Origin of the sequence: Marinovum algicola (assembly GCF_900109145.1) — a bacterium.
In the GTDB taxonomy this organism is placed as follows: domain Bacteria; phylum Pseudomonadota; class Alphaproteobacteria; order Rhodobacterales; family Rhodobacteraceae; genus Marinovum; species Marinovum algicola.
The window spans coordinates 91,080-108,233 of record NZ_FNYY01000009.1 but is presented as its reverse complement, the minus strand read 5'-3'; the positions used below and the strand labels follow the sequence as shown (position 1 = coordinate 108,233).

Here is a 17,154-nt window from a genome sequence, read left to right as displayed (position 1 = left end):
ATCCTCTGTCTGTCGGCCCGTTCAGGCCATCTCGAATCCGCGGGCGATCTCGTAATCGGTCACCGCGCGGTTGAAATCCTCGATCTCCACTTCGGCGGCGCGGGCGTAATGGGTCACCACGCCATCGCCAAAGGCCGCCCGCAGCATGTCGGAGGCGAGCAGCGCCTCGCGTGCGTCGCGCAGCGTGGTCGGCAATTGCGCGGCATCGGTGGCATAGGCGTCGCCGGTGAACGCCGGCTGCAACTCCAGCTTCTCCTCGATGCCCTTGAGGCCCGCGGCCAGCATCGCCGCCATGGCGGTATAGGGGTTGATGTCGGAGCCGCCGACCCGGCATTCGATCCGCACCCCCTTGGTGCCCGCGCCGCAAAGCCGGAACCCGGCAGTGCGATTGTCGATCGACCAGATGATCCGCGTGGGGGCAAAGCTGCCGACCTGGAACCGCTTGTAGCTGTTGATGTAGGGCGCAAGGAAGTACATGTAATCCTTGGCGTATTTCAGCATTCCGGCGGTGTAGCTCTTCATCAGCGGTGACATGCCGAGCCTGTCGTCAGCGTCGTAGAACGCCGGGCTGCCGTCCTGCCACAGCGACTGATGCACATGGCTGGACGAGCCCACCTTGTCAGGGGCCCATTTCGGCAGAAAGCTGACCGCGTGGCCCTGCTGGTGAGCGATCTCCTTGACCGCATGTTTGGCGATGGTGTGGTATTCGGCCGTGTCCAGCGCCGGGGCATATTTGATGTTGAGCTCTTCCTGCCCGGTCTCGGCCTCGCCCTTGGAATTCTCGATCGGCAGACCGGCGGCGTAGAGGTGATTGCGCACCGGGCGCATCACATGTTCCTCGCGGCTGGTCATCTGGATGTTGTAATCCTCATTGTAGCCCGAAAGCGTGGCGAGATCGCGGAAACCGGAGCGGCGGATCTCGTCAAAGCTCTTTTCGAACAGGAAGAATTCCAGCTCGGTCGCCATCATCGGTGTGAAACCCAGAGCCTCGGCACGGGCCACCTGTTTCTTGAGCATGGCGCGGGGAGAATGCGGCACTTCGTCGTGGCTGTGATGATCGAGCACGTCGCAGATCACCATGACCGTGGCCTCGAGCCAGGGCATCACCCGCAGCGTCGACAGGTCGGGCTTCATCACATAGTCGCCATAACCCATTTCCCAGGAGGTCGCGGCATAGCCGTCGGGTGTGGCCATCATCAGGTCGGTGGCCAGCAGATAGTTGCAGCAATGGGTCTCTTCCCAGGCGCTGTCGATGAAATGCGCGGCGTGGAACCGTTTGCCCATCAGCCGGCCCTGCATGTCGATGGTGCAGGCCAGAACGGTGTCGATCTCTCCGGCCGCGAATTTCGATTTCAGCTCTTCGAATGTCATGGGCATTCCGGTTCTTGTGTCCTGCGCGCGCCCCGGGCAAGACCCGGGGCCTCTTGGTTGAGGGGGAGGTCCCGGCGCGGGGGCCGGGACGGGGGTTGCCCGGACAGCGCCCGGGCAATGGCTCAGGTGTTGTAGCGATACGGCCGGCCGGCCTTGGCCATGTCGGCATTGTACTGCTTGAAGATCTCCACGACCTTGGCCTTGGTCTCGCTCTCCGCCGCGATCTCGTCCCAGAAGGTCTGCGCCGCGGCCTCGACCTGATCCCATTCCGCATCCGGGATGGTGGTGAGCTGCATCTTTTCGCCATGCACTCGAAGGCGCGCCTCGCCTCCCCAGTACCACCACTGGCGGTAATAATGCGACTGTTCCATGCAGGTCGCCAACAAGAGCTTCAGGTCCTCGGGCAGCTCCTCATAGCGGCCCATGTTGGCAAAGAAATGCCCGATCCAGGCGCCCGAGATATTGTTGGTCAGGAAATAGTTGGTCACATCCGCCCAGCCGACGGTGTAATCCTCGGTAATGCCCGACCAGGCGATGCCGTCAAGCTCGCCGGTCTGTACCGCGACCTCGATGTCCTCCCAGGGAAGGGTCACCGGCACCACGCCGAACTGGCTCAGGAAGCGGCCGGCGGTGGGGAAGGTGAAGACCCGCTTGCCTTGCAGGTCGGCCAGCGAATTGATCGGATCCTTGGTGGCGAAATGGCAGGGATCCCAAGAGCCGGCCGAGATGTGCTTGACGCCGACCTTGGCGTATTCTTCGGCCCAGATCTCGTTCAGCCCGTACTGGTTGAACAACACCGGCACATCCAGCGAATAGCGCGAGGCAAAGGGGAAATAGCCGCCGAAAACCGTCACTTCGGTGGGCGAGGCCATCGAGTCGTCATCCGATTGCACCGCGTCGATGGTGCCGCGCTGCATCGCGCGGAACAGCTCGCCGGTGGGCACCAGCTGATCGGCATAGAACAGCTCGATCTGCATCCGGTCGCCGGCAATGGCGTTGAAGCGGTCGATGGCGGGTTTCACCACATGCTCGGCCAGCGCGGCGCCGGCATAGGTCTGCATCCGCCAGGTGATGGTGGATTGCGCCAGCGCGGGTGCGGCCAGCGGCGCGGCGGCGACACCCACCCCGGCAGTTTGCAGGAACTTTCTTCTCGAAGTCGTCATGTCCGTTCTCCTTGTTGCAATATGTCCCCTGTCCGGGGCTTCTGGGGTTATTGTCCGTATACGAGGCCCGGCAGCCAGAGCGCGATCTGCGGAAAGATCATCACCAGCGACAACGCCAGCACCATCACCAGAGCAAAAGGGATGATCGAGCGGTAGATGTCGGTCAGGCCGATCTCGGGCGGCGCCATGGCGCGCATGAGAAAGAGGTTATAGCCAAAGGGCGGCGTCATATAGGCGATCTGGGTGGTGATCGTGTACAGCACGCCGTACCAGATCAGATCAAAGCCCAGCGCCCCCACCAGAGGCACGTAAAGCGGCGCGACGATCACCAGCATGGCGGTGTCGTCGAGGAAGGTGCCCATGACGATGAACGACAGCTGCATCAGGATCAGGATCATCCAGGGCGAGAGGCCGAGGCGTTCGGTAAACAGCGTCTCGATGGCGCGCACCGCGCCCAGCCCGTCGAAGATCGCGCCAAAGCCCAGGGCGGCCAGGATGATCCACATGAACATGCAGGAAATCGCCAGCGTCTGGCGCACCGAAGTCTCGAAGACCTCGCGGGTCATCCGCCGCTTGAGCACCGCCGCGACAAAGGCCGCCAGCGCGCCGATGGCCGAACTTTCCACCAGCGAGGTCCAGCCCCTGACAAAAGGCACCATCATCACCGCAAAGATCACCAGCGGCAGGATGCCGGCGCGCAGCAGGCGCAGCTTCTCGGCCCGGCTCACATCGCGTTCGTCCTCTGCCAGCGGCGGGCCGAGCTCGGGCTGCACCCGGCAGCGGATGTAGATGTAGACGATGAAGAGCGCAGCCATCAGCAGTCCGGGCATCACACCCGCCAGCCAGAGCTGCCCCACCGGTTGACGCGCGATCATCGCATAGAGCACCAGCACCACCGAGGGCGGCACCAGGATGCCCAGCGACGATCCGGCCTGGATCACCCCGGTCACCATGATCTTGTCGTACCCCCGGCGGAGCAGCTCCGGCAGGGCGATGGTGGCGCCGATGGCCATGCCCGCCACTGACAGCCCGTTCATCGCCGAGATCAGCACCATCAGCCCGATGGTGCCGATCGCCAGCCCGCCCCGCACCGGCCCCATCCAGACGTGGAACATCTTGTAGAGATCGTCGGCGATCTTGGATTCCGACAGGACGTAGCCCATGAAGATGAACATCGGCAGGGTCAGCAGCGGATACCATTTCATCAGCTTCATGGCCGCGGCAAAGGGCACGTCGACGCCGCCGGTCCCCCAGAGCAGGAGCCCCGCCGCCGCACCGACAAAGCCGATGGCGCCGAACACCCGCTGACCGGTCAGCAGCATCAGCATCATGCCGGAAAACATCAGGATGGCGATCATTTCATGAGACATCAGATCTCCACCCCGCGAATGCGGCCAATATCGCGGAAAAACTCGGCAAGGGTTTGCAGCAGCATCAGAAAGATACCGACGGCCAGCAAAAGCTTGACCGGCCAGAGGAACGGTCGCCAGGCGGTCGAGGAACGTTCGAGGTAGCCCAGCGTCTCGCCTGCCTGGGCAAAGCCGCCGGTAAAGAGTGCGCCAAGGAACTCGGAGAAATACTCCAGCGGCGCCATGCCGAAATAGCCCATGGCATAGGCCAGAGAACCGAGTGCGCCGTAAAGCAGGACCCCGAGGTAGAACATCAGGAACAGCACGGTAAAGGCATCGACCCAGGCCTTGGTCTTGACCGACCAGCCGCCATAGAACAGGTCCATCCGCACGTTCGATCCGAGCTGGATCGAATAGGGCCCGCCCAGGATGTAATAGCCGACCATGACAAATTGCGCCGTCTCCAGCGTCCAGAGCGACGGCAGGAAGGCGACCTTGGAGACCGACGACCAGAGCAGCACGCCGATCAGCACAAAGATCAGATACATCGCGATCCGCCCGATGAAGCGGTTCATCGCATCGACGCCGTGCACGAAAGCGGTGATCACCCTAGGCATCGGCGGCCTCCACCGGTACGGCGGCCAGCGCCGGGCGCAACATCGCCAGCAGCTCTTGGGCGATGCCTGAGATATCTCCGGGTGTGGTCAGAAGATCGTTGCGCACCTCGAGCATCACATTGGGCAGACCGCGCGCGATGCCGTGCAATTGCAGCGAATGGGTGACGCCATCCTCGGGGCCGTAGGGCATGTTGCGGTCGACCCGTCGCGTGGCGGGGGCATGGGCCAGCATCGCCTCGGCCAGCCGCGCATCGCTGTCATGCAGGATGCCGATCTCGGTCGGGCGGGCGGCGCCGAAATAGACCGGGGTGAAACTGTGCACCGTCACGATGGCGCGGGCCTCGGCATCCAGCAGCCCGGACACCGCCTCGCAGAAGGGCCGATAGACCGTTGCAATGCGCTCGGCGCGTTGCGCCGGGGTCAGATCGGCGTTACCGGGAATTTCCACCAGCTCCGAACGCGCCGGCATGGCGGCCGCGGCCTCGGGCGGGCGGTTGATGTCGTAGACCAGCCGCGACACGCGGCCAGACACCAGCGGTGCATCCAGCGCCTCGGACAAGAGCTGCGACAGCGCCAGCGCCCCCGGATCCCAGGCCGCATGGCTGTCGCGCCACTCGGGCCGCAGCCCGAGATCGCCGTACCGCGACGGGATATGCGCCGAGGCATGCTCGCAGAGCAGCAGCACAGCCCCGGCGCCTGCGGCATTTGTCACGCAAACCGTCGCTTCACAGCCGTCCTGCTGGCGCTCCGACATTGAATTCCCCCTGTTCTGAAAAAAACTTTCCACATGGCAGCGGGTTGTGTCAATATTTCTTCACAACACGCGCAGCAGATTGTTTGATTGACAGGCATCTGCCAAAGACCTGCGCAAAGCGATGCAAGGAAAGGGCCCCCCGTGAGCCAGCCCACCGCCACCGTCCGGGAATTGATCCGCGAGCATTACACCGACCTCACGCAATCCGAACGCAAGTTCGCCAATGCGCTGCTCGAGAATTACCCGGCCGCCGGGCTGGCCTCGATCACCATCGTCGCGGCACAGACCGGGGTCTCGACACCGACCATCGCGCGGATGGTCCAGAAGCTGGGGTTCAAGGGCTTTCCACAGTTTCACCAGGCGTTGCTCAAGGAATTGCAGGCCAAGGTCTCGGGCCCGACCGAGCGCCGTGCCAACTGGGCCACCGAGGCGCCGGAGTCGCATCTGCTCAACCGCTTCGCCAAGGCGGTGACCCAGAACATCCAGACCACCTTCAGCAATGTGCCCTCCGAGGCCTTCGATGCCGCCGCACAGCTGTTGGCCAATACCGATCAGACCTTGTTCATCGTCGGCGGCCGGATCACCCATGCGCTGGCCGATTACGCCTTTACCCATCTTCAGGCGGTGCGGCCCCGGGTGATTCATCTCACCTCATCCTCCGCCACCTGGCCGCACTACCTGCTCGACATGGCGCGCGGCGACACCCTCCTGATGTTCGACATCCGGCGCTATGAATCGAACCTGCTGCGGCTGGCGGAACTGGCGCGCGAACGCGGGGTCGACGTGGTGCTGATCACCGATCAATGGGCCAGTCCGGTGGCCGAGATCGCCTCGCACAGCTTCACCTGCTGGGTCGAGATCCCGTCGGCCTGGGACAGCAACGTCTCGACCCTGATGCTGCTCGAGGCGCTGATCGCCGCCGCACAGGAAGAGGCCTGGCCGCAAACCAAGGCGCGGTACGAACGGCTTGACGGGTTGTTCGAACAGACCCGCCTGTTTCGCAAGCCGGGCAGCCAGTAACCCGCCGGCCCTCGCCCGCCCCGAAGGACGGCCGGAATTCTGTCATCCGGCCGGTCTGGCAAACATTCGCTTCTGGACCCAACGATGAGCGATTCGGATATTGCCAGGCCCGGGGTCAGGGATCGCCCGCCGGGACGGCGGGCGAACGTCAGCCGGCCGCGGTGGTCCGCGACGGCAGCTCGATATTGATCTCGAGGCTCGAGACCTCCTGCCCGTTTTCCATCCGGATATCGACGCCATCATCCTCGACCGTGACATATTTCCGGATCACCGCGATGATATCGCTCTGGAGCTGCGGCAGGTAATCCGGCGAAGGCGAGCCGCCCCGGCGTTCATGCGCCAGCAGCACCTGCAAGCGGTCCTTGGCGGTCTGCGCCGAGGAGGGACGGCGGGATTTCAGGGAAAATCCGAAAAAGCTCATGCCGTGCGCCCCAGCAAGCGATGGAACAGGTTGGGCCGGCGCTCGGCCAGAACCCGCATCTCGACCTCTTCGCCGATCAGCCGCGCCACCGCATCCTCATAGGCGGCGGCGGCGTTGGACGGACCGTCAAGGATCACCGGCGTGCCGACGTTCGAGGCCCGCAGCACCGCCTTGCTTTCCGGCACGATCCCGAGCAGCGGCACGGCGAGGATTTCGAGCACATCCTCCACCGTCATCATCTCGCCGGTGTCGATGCGGGCGCTGTCATGACGGGTCAGCAGAACCTGCGCCTTGATCGGATCGGCGCCTTCGGTCTCGGCGCGCCGGGTCTGGCTGCTGAGCAGGCCCAGCACGCGGTCGCTGTCGCGCACCGAAGAGACCTCGGGGTTGGTCACCACCACCGCCTCGTCGGCGAAATACATCGCCATCTGCGCGCCGCGTTCGATGCCCGCAGGGCTGTCGCAGATGATGTAATCGAACTCGGTCTTGAGCTCGTCGAGAACCTTTTCCACGCCTTCCTTGGTCAGCGCGTCCTTGTCGCGGGTCTGCGAGGTCGGCAGGATCGACAGGGTATCGATCCGCTTGTCGCGGATCAGCGCCTGTTTCAGCCGCGCGTCGCCCTGGATGACGTTGATGAAATCGAACACCACCCGCCGCTCGCAGCCCATCGTCATGTCCAGGTTGCGCAGGCCGACGTCGAAATCGATCACCACCGTCTTGTGACCGCGCTTGGCCAGCCCGGCCGAGATCGCCGCAGCCGAGGTGGTCTTGCCCACGCCCCCCTTGCCCGAGGTGATCACGATCACCTTTCCCTTGGGCGGCTCTTCCGTGAGTTGCGTCGTCATCCGAGCGCCTCCTTCTGCAATCTGTCGTCTTTGAGGAAAATCTGAACGCCACCTTCGCCGGGCGCCGGCCCCAGGGTTTCGCTGGTCTGGTAGAGACCCGCGATGGCCACCAGCTCGGCGTCGAGGCGTTGGCAGAAGATGCGCGCCCCCGTATCGCCCTGGACACCCGCCAGGGCCCGTCCGCGCAAGGTGCCGTAGATGTGGATATTGCCACCGGCGATGACCTCGGCCCCCGAACCGACCGATCCGATGATCGTCAGGTCGCCGCGCTCGGTGATCACCATCTGCCCGGAGCGGACCGACCCGGTGATGACCTTGTTGTCAGGTGGCAACAGCCGGTCCTTGCGCCGTCCGCGGCCTGACTGTTCCGTCGGCGCCGGCGCGTCGCGGCCGTTGCTGACCGCGATCAGCGCCAGCCGTTGCAACAGCTCGGGTGCGATCCTGCCGGCATTCTGCACCCCGAACACCTTGAGATCCCGCTGTCGCAGGGCCTCCACCAGATCGCTCAGGCGGGCGGCCTCGCTCAGCCCGCGGGCCCGGTCGAGGTCGAGCACCACCGGCGCATCGGCAAAGAACTGCGGCGTGGTTTGCAGATGTTCGTCCAGCGCGTCGAAAAAGCCCTGATCGGTGACATCGGTCTCCATCCGCAGCGCCAGCGCGGTGAGAAAATGGCCCCGAACCTGGAATGGCCTGACGGTGACCGGCGCCTGGGCACGCCGATCCTGCGCGTATCCTGCTGACACGGTGGGACTGCTCCTGCTCAATTGTCGCGCGACTCGTGTCGCGCCTTTGTTCTTGGGCCGCAGTGTACCTGCCCCGGATCCGGGCAGAAAGACAGCTTTTGCCGGCAATCAGCAGAATTCCGCCCGCCGCTCGGCCAAACCCCGCCTGCGCGGGGAAACCGCCTTGTCCCGGTCGCCTGCGCCCTGGGCTGGCCGAGGCCCGACACCGGGCCCCGGCCATGTGGTCAGAGGCTGATGCCCTTGATGACGACGAAGATGCCCGCCGAAAGCAGCGCCGCCGCCGGCACGGTGATGATCCAGGCGGCCACGATCGTCATGAAATGCGACCGCCGCACCAGCTTGCGGCGGCGGCGTTCTTCCGGCGCCAGATCGGGCAGGCCGGATACCGCCTTCTTGGCCTTGCGCATTCGCCGCTCGGTGTCCCATTCGCGGAAGAACCCGACGCCAAATACGCCGCCCACCGCGATATGGGTCGAGCTGACCGGCAGCCCCAGCCAGCTTGCCACGATCACCGTGATCGCCGCCGAAAGCGCCACGCAATAGGCCCGCATCGGGTTGAGCTTGGTGATCTGGTTGCCGACCATGCGGATCAGCTTGGGCCCGAAGAGGAACAGCCCAAAGGAAATCCCCAGCGCGCCGATGACCATGACCCAGAGCGGGATTTCCACCGCCTGGGTGAAATCGCCGGTCGACGAGGCCTGCACGATGGCCGCCAGCGGGCCGACCGCATTGGCCACGTCGTTGGCGCCATGCGCAAAGCTCAACAGCGCCGCCGAGACGATCAGCGGAATGCCGAACAGCACCTTGAGCGATTTGTTGCGGTTCTCGAGATTGGCCGATTGCCGCCGGATCACCGGGATCATGATCATCCAGGCGGCGATGGCAACGCCCAGGCCGATCAGCAGCGCGCTGCCCAGCTCGATCTTGACGATTTTCTTGAGCCCCTTGACCGCCAGGTAAGAGGCAAAGGCGCCGGCCATGATGCCGACAAGCACCGGCACCCATTTTCGCGCCGCCGCGATTTTGTCGTCGCGGTAGATGATGTTGGCCTTGATGAACCACAGGAACCCGGCCGCGATCAGGCCGCCCAGCAACGGAGAGATCACCCAGCTGGCCGCGATGGCGCTCATCTGGCCCCAGCTGACCGCGCCAAAGCCCGCCGCCGCGATCCCCGCGCCCATGACGCCGCCGACCACCGAATGCGTCGTCGAGACCGGCGCGCCGATCCATGTCGCCAGGTTGACCCAGAGCGCCGAAGCCAGAAGCGCCGCCATCATCGCCGAGATGAAGGCCCCCGAGGTCGCCATGCTTTCGGGCGCGATGATGCCCTTGGCGATGGTCGATACCACGTCGCCCCCCGCCAGGAGCGCCCCGGCGCTTTCGAAGATCGCCGCGATGACGATGGCAAGCCCCATCGACATGGCATTGGCCCCGACCGCCGGCCCCATGTTGTTGGCCACGTCATTGGCGCCGATATTGAGCGCCATGTAGGCCCCGAACGCCGCCGCGATCACGACGATAAAGGTGTTGTCCGCCTGCCCAAAGATCAGCGCCGCGATCAGCGCCGCAAAGACCACGAAGATCAGCGCAAGCCCGGTGCCCATCATGGGACGGCTTACATAGGCGGTGGCCTGTTCAAGCGTCGACAGCCGGCCGAGGTCGCGGTCCAGCGTCTCCAGATGGCTCGGATCAAGATTGCTGTTGTCCGAAGTGCTGTTGTCCGACATGTGTCCTCCCGATGATTCCGGCGCAGCTACATCAAGTGATCGCCATGGGCAACAGATCACCTAGCGCGGCGGGTATCGGCCTCAAATTCGAGCAGGATTTGTCGCAGGCCCGGTTCTCTGACCCGTTCGGCGGCCTCTGCCGGATCGAGCCAGCGGCGCTCGCGCTGCCCGGCTTCGGGAAAGCTGTCCTCGAGGGCGCGGACCTCGACGGCAAAGACCAGGGTCTCGACGGTGACGGGCAGCCCGCTCGACTTGATCTTGTCATAGACATAAGAGCCGACCGGCTGCCGCGAGATCCGGCCCGGGCGCACCCCGGCTTCTTCCCAGGCCTCCACCACCGCGGCCTCGCTGGCGTTCTTGTCGCGCATCAGCCAGCCTTTGGGGATGATCCATCGGCCGGAATCGAGGCTGGTGATCAGCAGGACCTGCCGACCCTCATCCGTCGCGCGATAGCACAGCGCAGCAGTTTGCAACTGCCTGGGCCGCTGCACCATAGGGAGGGCAACGTCGGCGTAGAATTTCTTGATCAGCGCCCAAAGCCTGGTGATCAAGCCGTTGGAAATGCTCTTGTCTGGTGTCACGTCTCGCTGCTCCGCCCCTTTTTTCTTGGGCCTTTGAACCAAGCAATATAGGCGATGGCCGCCACGCTGGCAAATCCGCCGGCCCCGGCAAGGCGTTTAGAGGTGCGGCCCTCGGGCCCGGGCCGCGCCGGACCTCGCGCAATCAGAGATTGCGGCCGAGGTGTTTCGGCGCAACGCGCGCCGGCGATCAGCCCTCGGCCAGCCAGTCCGCTACCTCTTCGGCAATCGAAAGGGCGCTGGTCAGACCGGGCGATTCGATCCCGTAAAGAAGCGCATGCGGGCCGGCGAGTTGACCCGGCCCGAGCATCACGAAATCGCCATAGGCGGCCCCCGCGATCTTGGGCCGCAATCCGGCGTAATCGGGGCTGAGATCCCGCGCCTCGATCGCTGGCCAATAGCGCGCGATCGCCTCGGCAAAACCCGCTCGCCGCTCCGGGTTCACGGTGTAGTCGATGCGCGCCGGATCGGTGTCGTCTAACCATTCGGTATCGGGGCCGAACTTGCCGCGCCCGGCCAGATCGAGCGTGAAGTGAACACCCAGCCCGCCGTCGCGCGGCACCGGGTAGATCAGCCGCGAAAACGGCGCCGGCCGGCTGAGCGCAAAGTAATTGCCCTTGACCAGCGCCAGACCGGGCGGCGGCGGCAGGCCGTCGATCCGCGCGCTGAGCGCCGGGGCCCAGAGCCCGGCGCAATTCACCAGCGACCGACAGCGCAGCAGCATCGGCTCGTCGCCGCCCACCGCAAGCTCGACCGAGCCGTCGCCGCACAGCTGCCCGCCCAAGACCGGTGCCCGGGTGACAAGCTGCGCCCCATGTGCCTCTGCCTCGCCCAGCAGTGCCAACATCAGCGCGTGGCTGTCGACGATGCCGGTCGAGGGCGAAAACAACGCCGCAGACGCCCGGAGCGCTGGCTCGAGCGCTTGCAGCTCTGCCGCTCCGATCAGCCGCAGGTCGGTGACGCCGTTGCCTTGGGCATGGGCCGCGATCTGTGGCAGGCGGGCCGCCTCGTCGGTGTCGCCGGCAACAATCAGCTTGCCACAACGACGGTGGCCGACACCGCGCGCCTCGCAATAGCGATAAAGCAGGTCGCGGCCGCGCCGACAGTGCCGCGCCTTGAGCGTGCCCGGCGGGTAATAGATGCCGGCATGGATCACCTCGGAATTGCGGGCGCTGGTTTCCTCGCCCATCACCGGATTCTTTTCGAGGATCAGCACCTCGCGCCCGGCCAGCGCCAGGGCCCGCGCCACCGCGAGCCCGACGACGCCGGCCCCGACCACCACAACATCGGTATCGAAACTTTCCATGCGGTCTCAGTATCTTGCCACGATCATCCTGATCCCGGCGGGGGTGCGGCCGGCAGCCGGCTGGCCCCAGGCGATATAGATCTCCTCGCCGCTCCCGGCCATGCGCGGGAAATTGATCGACCCGGCGGCGGTGTTCAGGGCAACCGCCTGCGGCGCCGGGCATCCGTCCTCGGGGGTGACGCGGCAAAGCCGGAGGATCTCGCCCAGCCTGGTCCATTCGACCCAGGAAACCACGGCCGATCCGTCTTGCAGAAGCAGCGTATCCACCCGGCCGGCCGCCTCGCCGCCGTCGATGCGGAATGGCGCATCAAAGCTGGCGCCGCTGTCACGGGAAAAGGCCACCTTGACCGCCGGATCGCTCTGCGCCGCGGTGAACCAGGCCACGACTGCATCGCTGCCTTCCGCGTCGATCGCCGGGCCGTTCACCGGGCAACCCGAAATCTCCCAGCCGTCGGCGTGAACCAGGCGGGGTTCGCTCCAGGCCCCCGCCACCTTGCGCACCACCGAGATATCGCGCACTTCTTCGACCGTGCGGTCCCGGTATGCCACCAGAATGCTGCCGTCGCCCGCCACCGCGGCTGATGTCTGGCAGCAAGAGCAGGCGCGGGAATCGAGCAGGCTTTCCGGAGACAGGGTTCCGTCGGCATCAAGCGAGGCCGACCGCAGCTGCATCGCGCCGGTGTCCTCGGTGCCATACTCCCGGCCGTCCAGCCAGAACACCTCGAACCGGCTGTCCGAGACCGGCAGGAGCGTGACGAAGCCATGCTGGCTTTGGGTGCCATCGCGGTGCGGAACAACCGGGGCGCTCCAGGTTTCACCCTTGTCGGATGACAACGCGATGTTCACATCATAAGAAAAGGACGTCACATCGGTCTCTTTCAGCCAATGCGCGGCCATCGTGCCGTCGGGCAGCACCGCGACCGAGGCGAAATCCGACCAGTTGACGATCAGATCGCCGGCGGCGACCACCGTGGACGGCGCACTCCACCCGGCCTCATTGCCGAGCGCAACCTTCACCGCATGGCCCGCCTCGGTAGGTTCCGTCCAGCTGACAGCGACGCGCCCATCCGCAAGCGCAAAAAGCGATGGCTCGCTCGATCCCGGGCCCGCCGGCACCGGGATTTCGGCGACCGTGGCCCCAACCTGCTCCTGAGCCTGAGCGGTGAAGGCGGCGCAGAAAACCCCCAGCGCGAGCCCGGACATGCGGGTTGCGCCGCCAAATTTAAACGCGATTTTGCCCATTTCAGCCATGATCATGCAGTCCTCACATCAAGTTGGGTCGTCGTTGCGGGCGCGGGATTGCCCAAGTTGGCGGCACCGCGCGGCAGAGGTCAATTGATTTCCGGCCCTCGACGCCCCGTTCCACATCACGATATCGTCGGCCGGAGCGCGCGGTCCTCGGCCCGTATTCGAATGGCGAGGACGGCGGCATTCAGAGCCGAGAACACCAGAGCGACCCAGCCGAGCCCCAAGACCAGGGGCGCAACCGCGATCTCGGCGACCACCAGCAGGTAATTCGGATGGTTGATCCAGCGGTAGGGGCCGCGCGCCACAAGCGGCGTGTCGGTGACGATGATCCGGGTCGTCCAGCGCCCGCCCAGCGACACGAGGATCCAGAGGCGGATCGCTTGCAGCACGACGAAGACGACAAGCCAGACGGGGCGGATCGCCGCGTCATATCCGAAGGCCACCAGGCAGAGCAGCCAGCCCGTGTGCAGCGCGACGATGAGCGGGTAATGCTCCGGCGCGACCTCGCGTGCGCCCTGCGCCAGAAGCCTGGCGGTATTGCGCCGGGCCAGCGCCAGTTCGGCCAGCCTCTGGACAACGAGAAAACTCAGAAAGAGCGCCGCGCCCGGGGTCATGCCGCGTCTGCTCCGACGTGAAATGGCAGAAAGGCGGCGGTGAAGCCCGGCCCCAGCGCCGTAGCCATCATCTGTCCCTGCACCTCTTGCTTCAACACCTGCTCCAAAACGAAGAGCACGGTCGGCGCCGACATGTTGCCCGCTGCCCGCAGCACGTCCCGCTCGGCCTGCAAGGTGCCCTTTTCAAGCTGAAGCGCGCCTTCCAAGGCGTCGACGACCTTGGCCCCGCCGGGGTGGCACACAAAACGCGCGATGTCGCCGCGTTCCAATCCCGATCGGTCCAGCGCGCCCTCCATCGCCGCCTCCAGGTTTTTCTCGACAAAGCCGGGGATTTCCTGGCCGAAGACCACGCCGAGGCCGGTGTCGTCAACATCCCAACCCATGATGCCCAAGGTATCGGCCCAGGTCGTCTGTGTGCCGGCCCCGAGCGAAACCTGCCGGCCATCGGCCTTCTGCCCCGACAGGCAGGCCGCTGCCGCGCCATCTCCGAAGAGTACGGTCGCGATGATATCCGCCTTTTGCAGCCGGTCGGTCCGAAACGACAGGGTGCAGGTTTCGACCACGACCAGCAGCACCTTGTCATCGGGGCGTGCCGCGGCCAGCGACTGCGCCAGAGACAGCCCCGAAACACCGCCCGCACAGCCGAGGCCAAAGACCGGCACCCGGCGCACATCGGCGCGAAACCCCAGCCGGTCCATGGCACGTGCTTCCAGCGTCGGGGTCGCGATGCCAGTGGAAGAGACGGTCACGATGCAATCGACCTCCTCCGCCGCCCATCCGGCACGCGCCAGCGCCAGTTCCGTGCTCACGCCAAACAACGCCAATGCGCCGTCGATATAGGCGTCGTTGCGGTCCTGCCAGCCGTGATCGGCCTCGAACCAATCGATCGGAACCACCGAGTAGCGCCGATCGATGCCGGCCGTCACAAAGGTTTTCAGAAGCCGTTCGAATTGCGGATACTTGTGGCCGAGGATCTCTTGCGCCTTGGCCTGCACCAAATCCTGCGGGAGAAGATACGGCGGAAGGGCAGTGGCAAGACCGTGCAGAAAGACCGACAATAGGAAAGACCTTTGCTCAATTGAATGAAATCCATCGTTTTCAGAGAGGCTGGCGCGTTCTCCAGATCGTGGACCTAGCCCAGAGCATACGCACGGCAAGAAAATGCGGATCACAGACAATTGCGATGAGGTGAGCCGGCACAGGGCCGGCGGCCATTGATACGACCGGGCCACCGCCTGTACCGTTCGGCGGGATAGGACCGGATCGGCTGCCGCCGCCTGCTCGGATACGCAACCGGGGGAATGGGCGGAGATCGCCGTCCAAATCCGGTTTCGACAAAGGGTGCACACAATGAACCTTCACCGACGTGCTTTTTCGACCGGGTTGCTCTGTCTTCCCTTGGCCCAGGCCCTGCCGGCGCAGGCACAGTCGGCGGATGTCTGGCCGGCACAGCGCGCCTGGGACGCCTTGAATGCCGATGATATCCGCATGATCGACGTACGCGCGCGGGCGGAATGGGCCGCCACGGGTGTGGCCGCGCAGGCCTGGCCGATCAGCATGCACGAGAACCGGTTTTCCGACCGGCTCTTTGCGGCCCGCGATCTGGCCGGAGAGCGGCAGATCGCCCTGATCTGCGCGACCGGCGGGCGTTCGGGCTATATCCAGCGCAGCCTTCGCAAGGCGGGCTATACTGGCTTCATCGATGTGTCGGAAGGCATGCTCGGCTCGGATCTGGGCGCCGGCTGGATCGCCGCCGGGCTGCCGGTGGTGCCGCTGGACGACGCCCTGGCAGCCTTGCCGCCTGCCCTGCTCTGATCGGCGCGGGCTCAGGCCGTTTCCTGTTTGGGATGTAGCGTGACCTTCACGCCGACCTCGACCCGGTCGTACAGTTCCTTGATGTATTCGTTGGTCAGACGGGCGCACCCATTGGACACCGCGGTGCCGATGGTGCCTGGCTTGTTGGTGCCGTGGATGCGCAGATAGGTGTCCCGCCCCTTGTCGTCGTAGAGGTAGAGCGCGCGGGCGCCCAGCGGATTGTCGGGGCCGCCTTTCATGCCATCGCTGTACTTGGCGTATTTCTCCGGCTCCCTGCGGATCATCGCCTGCGTCGGCCTCCAGAACGGCCACTTCGCCTTGCGTGCCACGGTAAAGGTTCCGGGCGTATAAAGCCGGTCACGCCCGACGCCGACACCATAGCGGATGGCCAGACCGTCGTTCAGCATGAAGTAGAGAAAAAATTCGTCGGGCACGACATGCAGATTGCCGGCGCGCCAATCCTTGCGCCGGGTATTCACCAGCTGCGGCAGGAACTTCTCGGCCAAGGTGGGCTTGTGCGCCAGCGCCAGTCGCGGCGCGGCCAGGACGGCGAGGCTCGATATCAGGAAAATGCGTCGGTTGGAAACGGTCACGTGGGCAACTCCTTTTATTCAAGGGAATATCGGCCGGGCGCCGGAACGAATAAAATTCCCCGTGAGCGTGAGAGACAGGCCGCAGGTGTGGCGGTGCGGCCACGTTCTTTGCGCTTTCGGGGGGGTCGATCCCCGGGCCCGCGGTGCCGCTCAGCGCACCCGGACCCAGGTTGCCATGCCATCGGTCTGATGGCTCAGCATGTGGCAATGCAGCATCCATGATCCGGGGTTGTCGAGCACGCAGAGAATGTCGCGCGCGGCCCCTGCCCCCACCAGCGTCGAATCGCGGTAGGCGCCGGATGCGCCCCTGGCATCGAGTTCGTGAAAGTGATGCCCGTGCAGGTGCATGACATGCGGAAACGCCGTCGCATTGCGCAGGGTCATCCTGACCGTGGCACCGCGCCGGACATCCACCAGCGGCCGGCGCGGCAGGCCCGAGACGTCGTTCAACGCCCAGGTGCCGAAACCGTCGTGATCTCCGCCTCCGGCGCCACCCTGCATGACCAGATCGACATGGGCATCCACCGGGCCGGGGGCCGGCATGGCATTCGCGGGCAGGCCCGGGATGGCGGAACGGCGCGGCGTCCGGCTGCCTTCCATGGCGATCTCGCCCAGGGTCACGGACGTGCCGCCATAGGTATCGGTCAGCCTGACCGGGCCGGTCACATCGGCGATCACGTCGCAGCGCTGGCCGGGGGCCAGAATGATTGGTGCCAGCGGTCGCGGCGCCGGCAGCGGCATTCCGTCAAGCGCGACAATGTTCCCCGCGACGCCCGAAAGCCGAAGCTCGTAGATCCGGTCGATCGACGGATTGATGCAGCGCAGCCGCAGCCTGTCGCCCTGGCGGATGCCGTCACGCGACACAAAGGCAGTGGCGACATTGCCGATCTTGCCGGCGGTGGCGAATTGCGCCGGGTCGAAGCTGTCATCATACCGGCCCTCTTCGTCGATCATCATGTCGAAGAGCTGAACCGTGATGTCGTGATCGAC

At 65.2% G+C, this 17,154-nt stretch carries 18 protein-coding genes; 2 read left to right on the top strand and 16 right to left on the bottom strand.

Annotated features, from left to right (window positions below; all coding sequences use genetic code 11):
• Nucleotides 1-21: 21 nt before the first annotated feature.
• From BMW90_RS13715 to BMW90_RS13695, 5 genes are all read right to left on the bottom strand, one after another.
• Nucleotides 22-1,377 carry a glutamine synthetase family protein gene (locus BMW90_RS13715; RefSeq protein ID WP_074837105.1) on the bottom strand — a complete coding sequence of 452 codons (1,356 nt, stop codon included), beginning with the start codon at nucleotides 1,375-1,377 and terminating at the stop codon, nucleotides 22-24.
• A 116-nt stretch (nucleotides 1,378-1,493) separates the two neighbouring features.
• Complete coding sequence (locus BMW90_RS13710) at nucleotides 1,494-2,534, bottom strand: TRAP transporter substrate-binding protein (protein ID WP_048535012.1); 1,041 nt, start codon at nucleotides 2,532-2,534, stop codon at nucleotides 1,494-1,496.
• A 47-nt stretch (nucleotides 2,535-2,581) separates the two neighbouring features.
• Nucleotides 2,582-3,904 carry a TRAP transporter large permease gene (locus BMW90_RS13705; RefSeq protein WP_048535013.1) on the bottom strand — a complete coding sequence of 441 codons (1,323 nt, stop codon included), beginning with the start codon at nucleotides 3,902-3,904 and terminating at the stop codon, nucleotides 2,582-2,584.
• The gene (locus tag BMW90_RS13700; RefSeq protein ID WP_074837104.1) at nucleotides 3,904-4,500 is read right to left on the bottom strand and encodes a TRAP transporter small permease subunit; all 597 of its coding nucleotides are present in this window, start codon (nucleotides 4,498-4,500) and stop codon (nucleotides 3,904-3,906) included. The genes BMW90_RS13705 and BMW90_RS13700 overlap by 1 nt, the downstream gene beginning before the upstream one ends.
• The gene (locus BMW90_RS13695) at nucleotides 4,493-5,254 is read right to left on the bottom strand and encodes an N-formylglutamate amidohydrolase (RefSeq protein WP_074837103.1); all 762 of its coding nucleotides are present in this window, start codon (nucleotides 5,252-5,254) and stop codon (nucleotides 4,493-4,495) included. The genes BMW90_RS13700 and BMW90_RS13695 overlap by 8 nt, the downstream gene beginning before the upstream one ends.
• A gap of 141 nt (nucleotides 5,255-5,395) precedes the next feature.
• Between BMW90_RS13695 and BMW90_RS13690 the strand changes: the two genes are divergently transcribed.
• Nucleotides 5,396-6,274 carry a MurR/RpiR family transcriptional regulator gene (locus BMW90_RS13690; protein ID WP_048535020.1) on the top strand — a complete coding sequence of 293 codons (879 nt, stop codon included), beginning with the start codon at nucleotides 5,396-5,398 and terminating at the stop codon, nucleotides 6,272-6,274.
• A 148-nt stretch (nucleotides 6,275-6,422) separates the two neighbouring features.
• Here BMW90_RS13690 and minE read toward each other — a convergent pair whose 3' ends face one another.
• The 9 genes from minE to BMW90_RS13645 all read right to left on the bottom strand — a co-directional run bounded on the left by minE (nucleotide 6,423) and on the right by BMW90_RS13645 (nucleotide 14,751).
• Nucleotides 6,423-6,695, bottom strand: a complete 273-nt coding sequence (minE, locus tag BMW90_RS13685; RefSeq protein WP_048535021.1) for a cell division topological specificity factor MinE — start codon at nucleotides 6,693-6,695, stop codon at nucleotides 6,423-6,425.
• Nucleotides 6,692-7,540 (bottom strand): septum site-determining protein MinD, encoded by an 849-nt coding sequence (gene minD / locus BMW90_RS13680; RefSeq protein WP_048535023.1) that lies wholly within the window; start codon nucleotides 7,538-7,540, stop codon nucleotides 6,692-6,694. The genes minE and minD overlap by 4 nt, the downstream gene beginning before the upstream one ends.
• Complete coding sequence (gene minC / locus BMW90_RS13675) at nucleotides 7,537-8,283, bottom strand: septum site-determining protein MinC (protein WP_074837102.1); 747 nt, start codon at nucleotides 8,281-8,283, stop codon at nucleotides 7,537-7,539. Before minC ends, minD begins: the two co-directional genes overlap by 4 nt.
• 224 nt (nucleotides 8,284-8,507) lie before the next feature.
• On the bottom strand, nucleotides 8,508-10,010 hold the full coding sequence (locus BMW90_RS13670) for an inorganic phosphate transporter (protein ID WP_048535027.1): 1,503 nt from the start codon (nucleotides 10,008-10,010) through the stop codon (nucleotides 8,508-8,510).
• 56 nt (nucleotides 10,011-10,066) lie between these two features.
• A complete protein-coding gene (locus BMW90_RS13665) occupies nucleotides 10,067-10,591 on the bottom strand; it encodes an NUDIX hydrolase (protein ID WP_244526507.1) in 525 nt (174 codons plus the stop codon).
• Between the two features lie 187 nt (nucleotides 10,592-10,778).
• Nucleotides 10,779-11,894 carry an NAD(P)/FAD-dependent oxidoreductase gene (locus tag BMW90_RS13660; protein WP_074837101.1) on the bottom strand — a complete coding sequence of 372 codons (1,116 nt, stop codon included), beginning with the start codon at nucleotides 11,892-11,894 and terminating at the stop codon, nucleotides 10,779-10,781.
• Between the two features lie 6 nt (nucleotides 11,895-11,900).
• Nucleotides 11,901-13,097 (bottom strand): sialidase family protein, encoded by a 1,197-nt coding sequence (locus BMW90_RS13655; RefSeq protein WP_074837174.1) that lies wholly within the window; start codon nucleotides 13,095-13,097, stop codon nucleotides 11,901-11,903.
• Between the two features lie 164 nt (nucleotides 13,098-13,261).
• Nucleotides 13,262-13,756 carry an isoprenylcysteine carboxyl methyltransferase family protein gene (locus tag BMW90_RS13650; protein ID WP_074837100.1) on the bottom strand — a complete coding sequence of 165 codons (495 nt, stop codon included), beginning with the start codon at nucleotides 13,754-13,756 and terminating at the stop codon, nucleotides 13,262-13,264.
• Complete coding sequence (locus tag BMW90_RS13645; RefSeq protein WP_244526506.1) at nucleotides 13,753-14,751, bottom strand: type III polyketide synthase; 999 nt, start codon at nucleotides 14,749-14,751, stop codon at nucleotides 13,753-13,755. The genes BMW90_RS13650 and BMW90_RS13645 overlap by 4 nt, the downstream gene beginning before the upstream one ends.
• A 355-nt stretch (nucleotides 14,752-15,106) precedes the next feature.
• On the opposite strand from BMW90_RS13645, the gene BMW90_RS13640 reads away from it, so the two are divergent.
• Nucleotides 15,107-15,571: a rhodanese-like domain-containing protein gene (locus BMW90_RS13640; RefSeq protein ID WP_074837098.1), complete on the top strand. Its 465-nt coding sequence runs from the start codon at nucleotides 15,107-15,109 to the stop codon at nucleotides 15,569-15,571.
• 11 nt (nucleotides 15,572-15,582) lie between these two features.
• Here the strand turns inward: BMW90_RS13640 and BMW90_RS13635 are convergent, their stop codons facing one another.
• Both BMW90_RS13635 and BMW90_RS27285 read right to left on the bottom strand, forming a co-directional pair.
• Nucleotides 15,583-16,164, bottom strand: a complete 582-nt coding sequence (locus tag BMW90_RS13635) for a L,D-transpeptidase (RefSeq protein ID WP_139211375.1) — start codon at nucleotides 16,162-16,164, stop codon at nucleotides 15,583-15,585.
• A gap of 150 nt (nucleotides 16,165-16,314) precedes the next feature.
• The gene (locus BMW90_RS27285) at nucleotides 16,315-17,118 is read right to left on the bottom strand and encodes a multicopper oxidase family protein (RefSeq protein ID WP_407657392.1); all 804 of its coding nucleotides are present in this window, start codon (nucleotides 17,116-17,118) and stop codon (nucleotides 16,315-16,317) included.
• Nucleotides 17,119-17,154 lie beyond the last annotated feature (36 nt).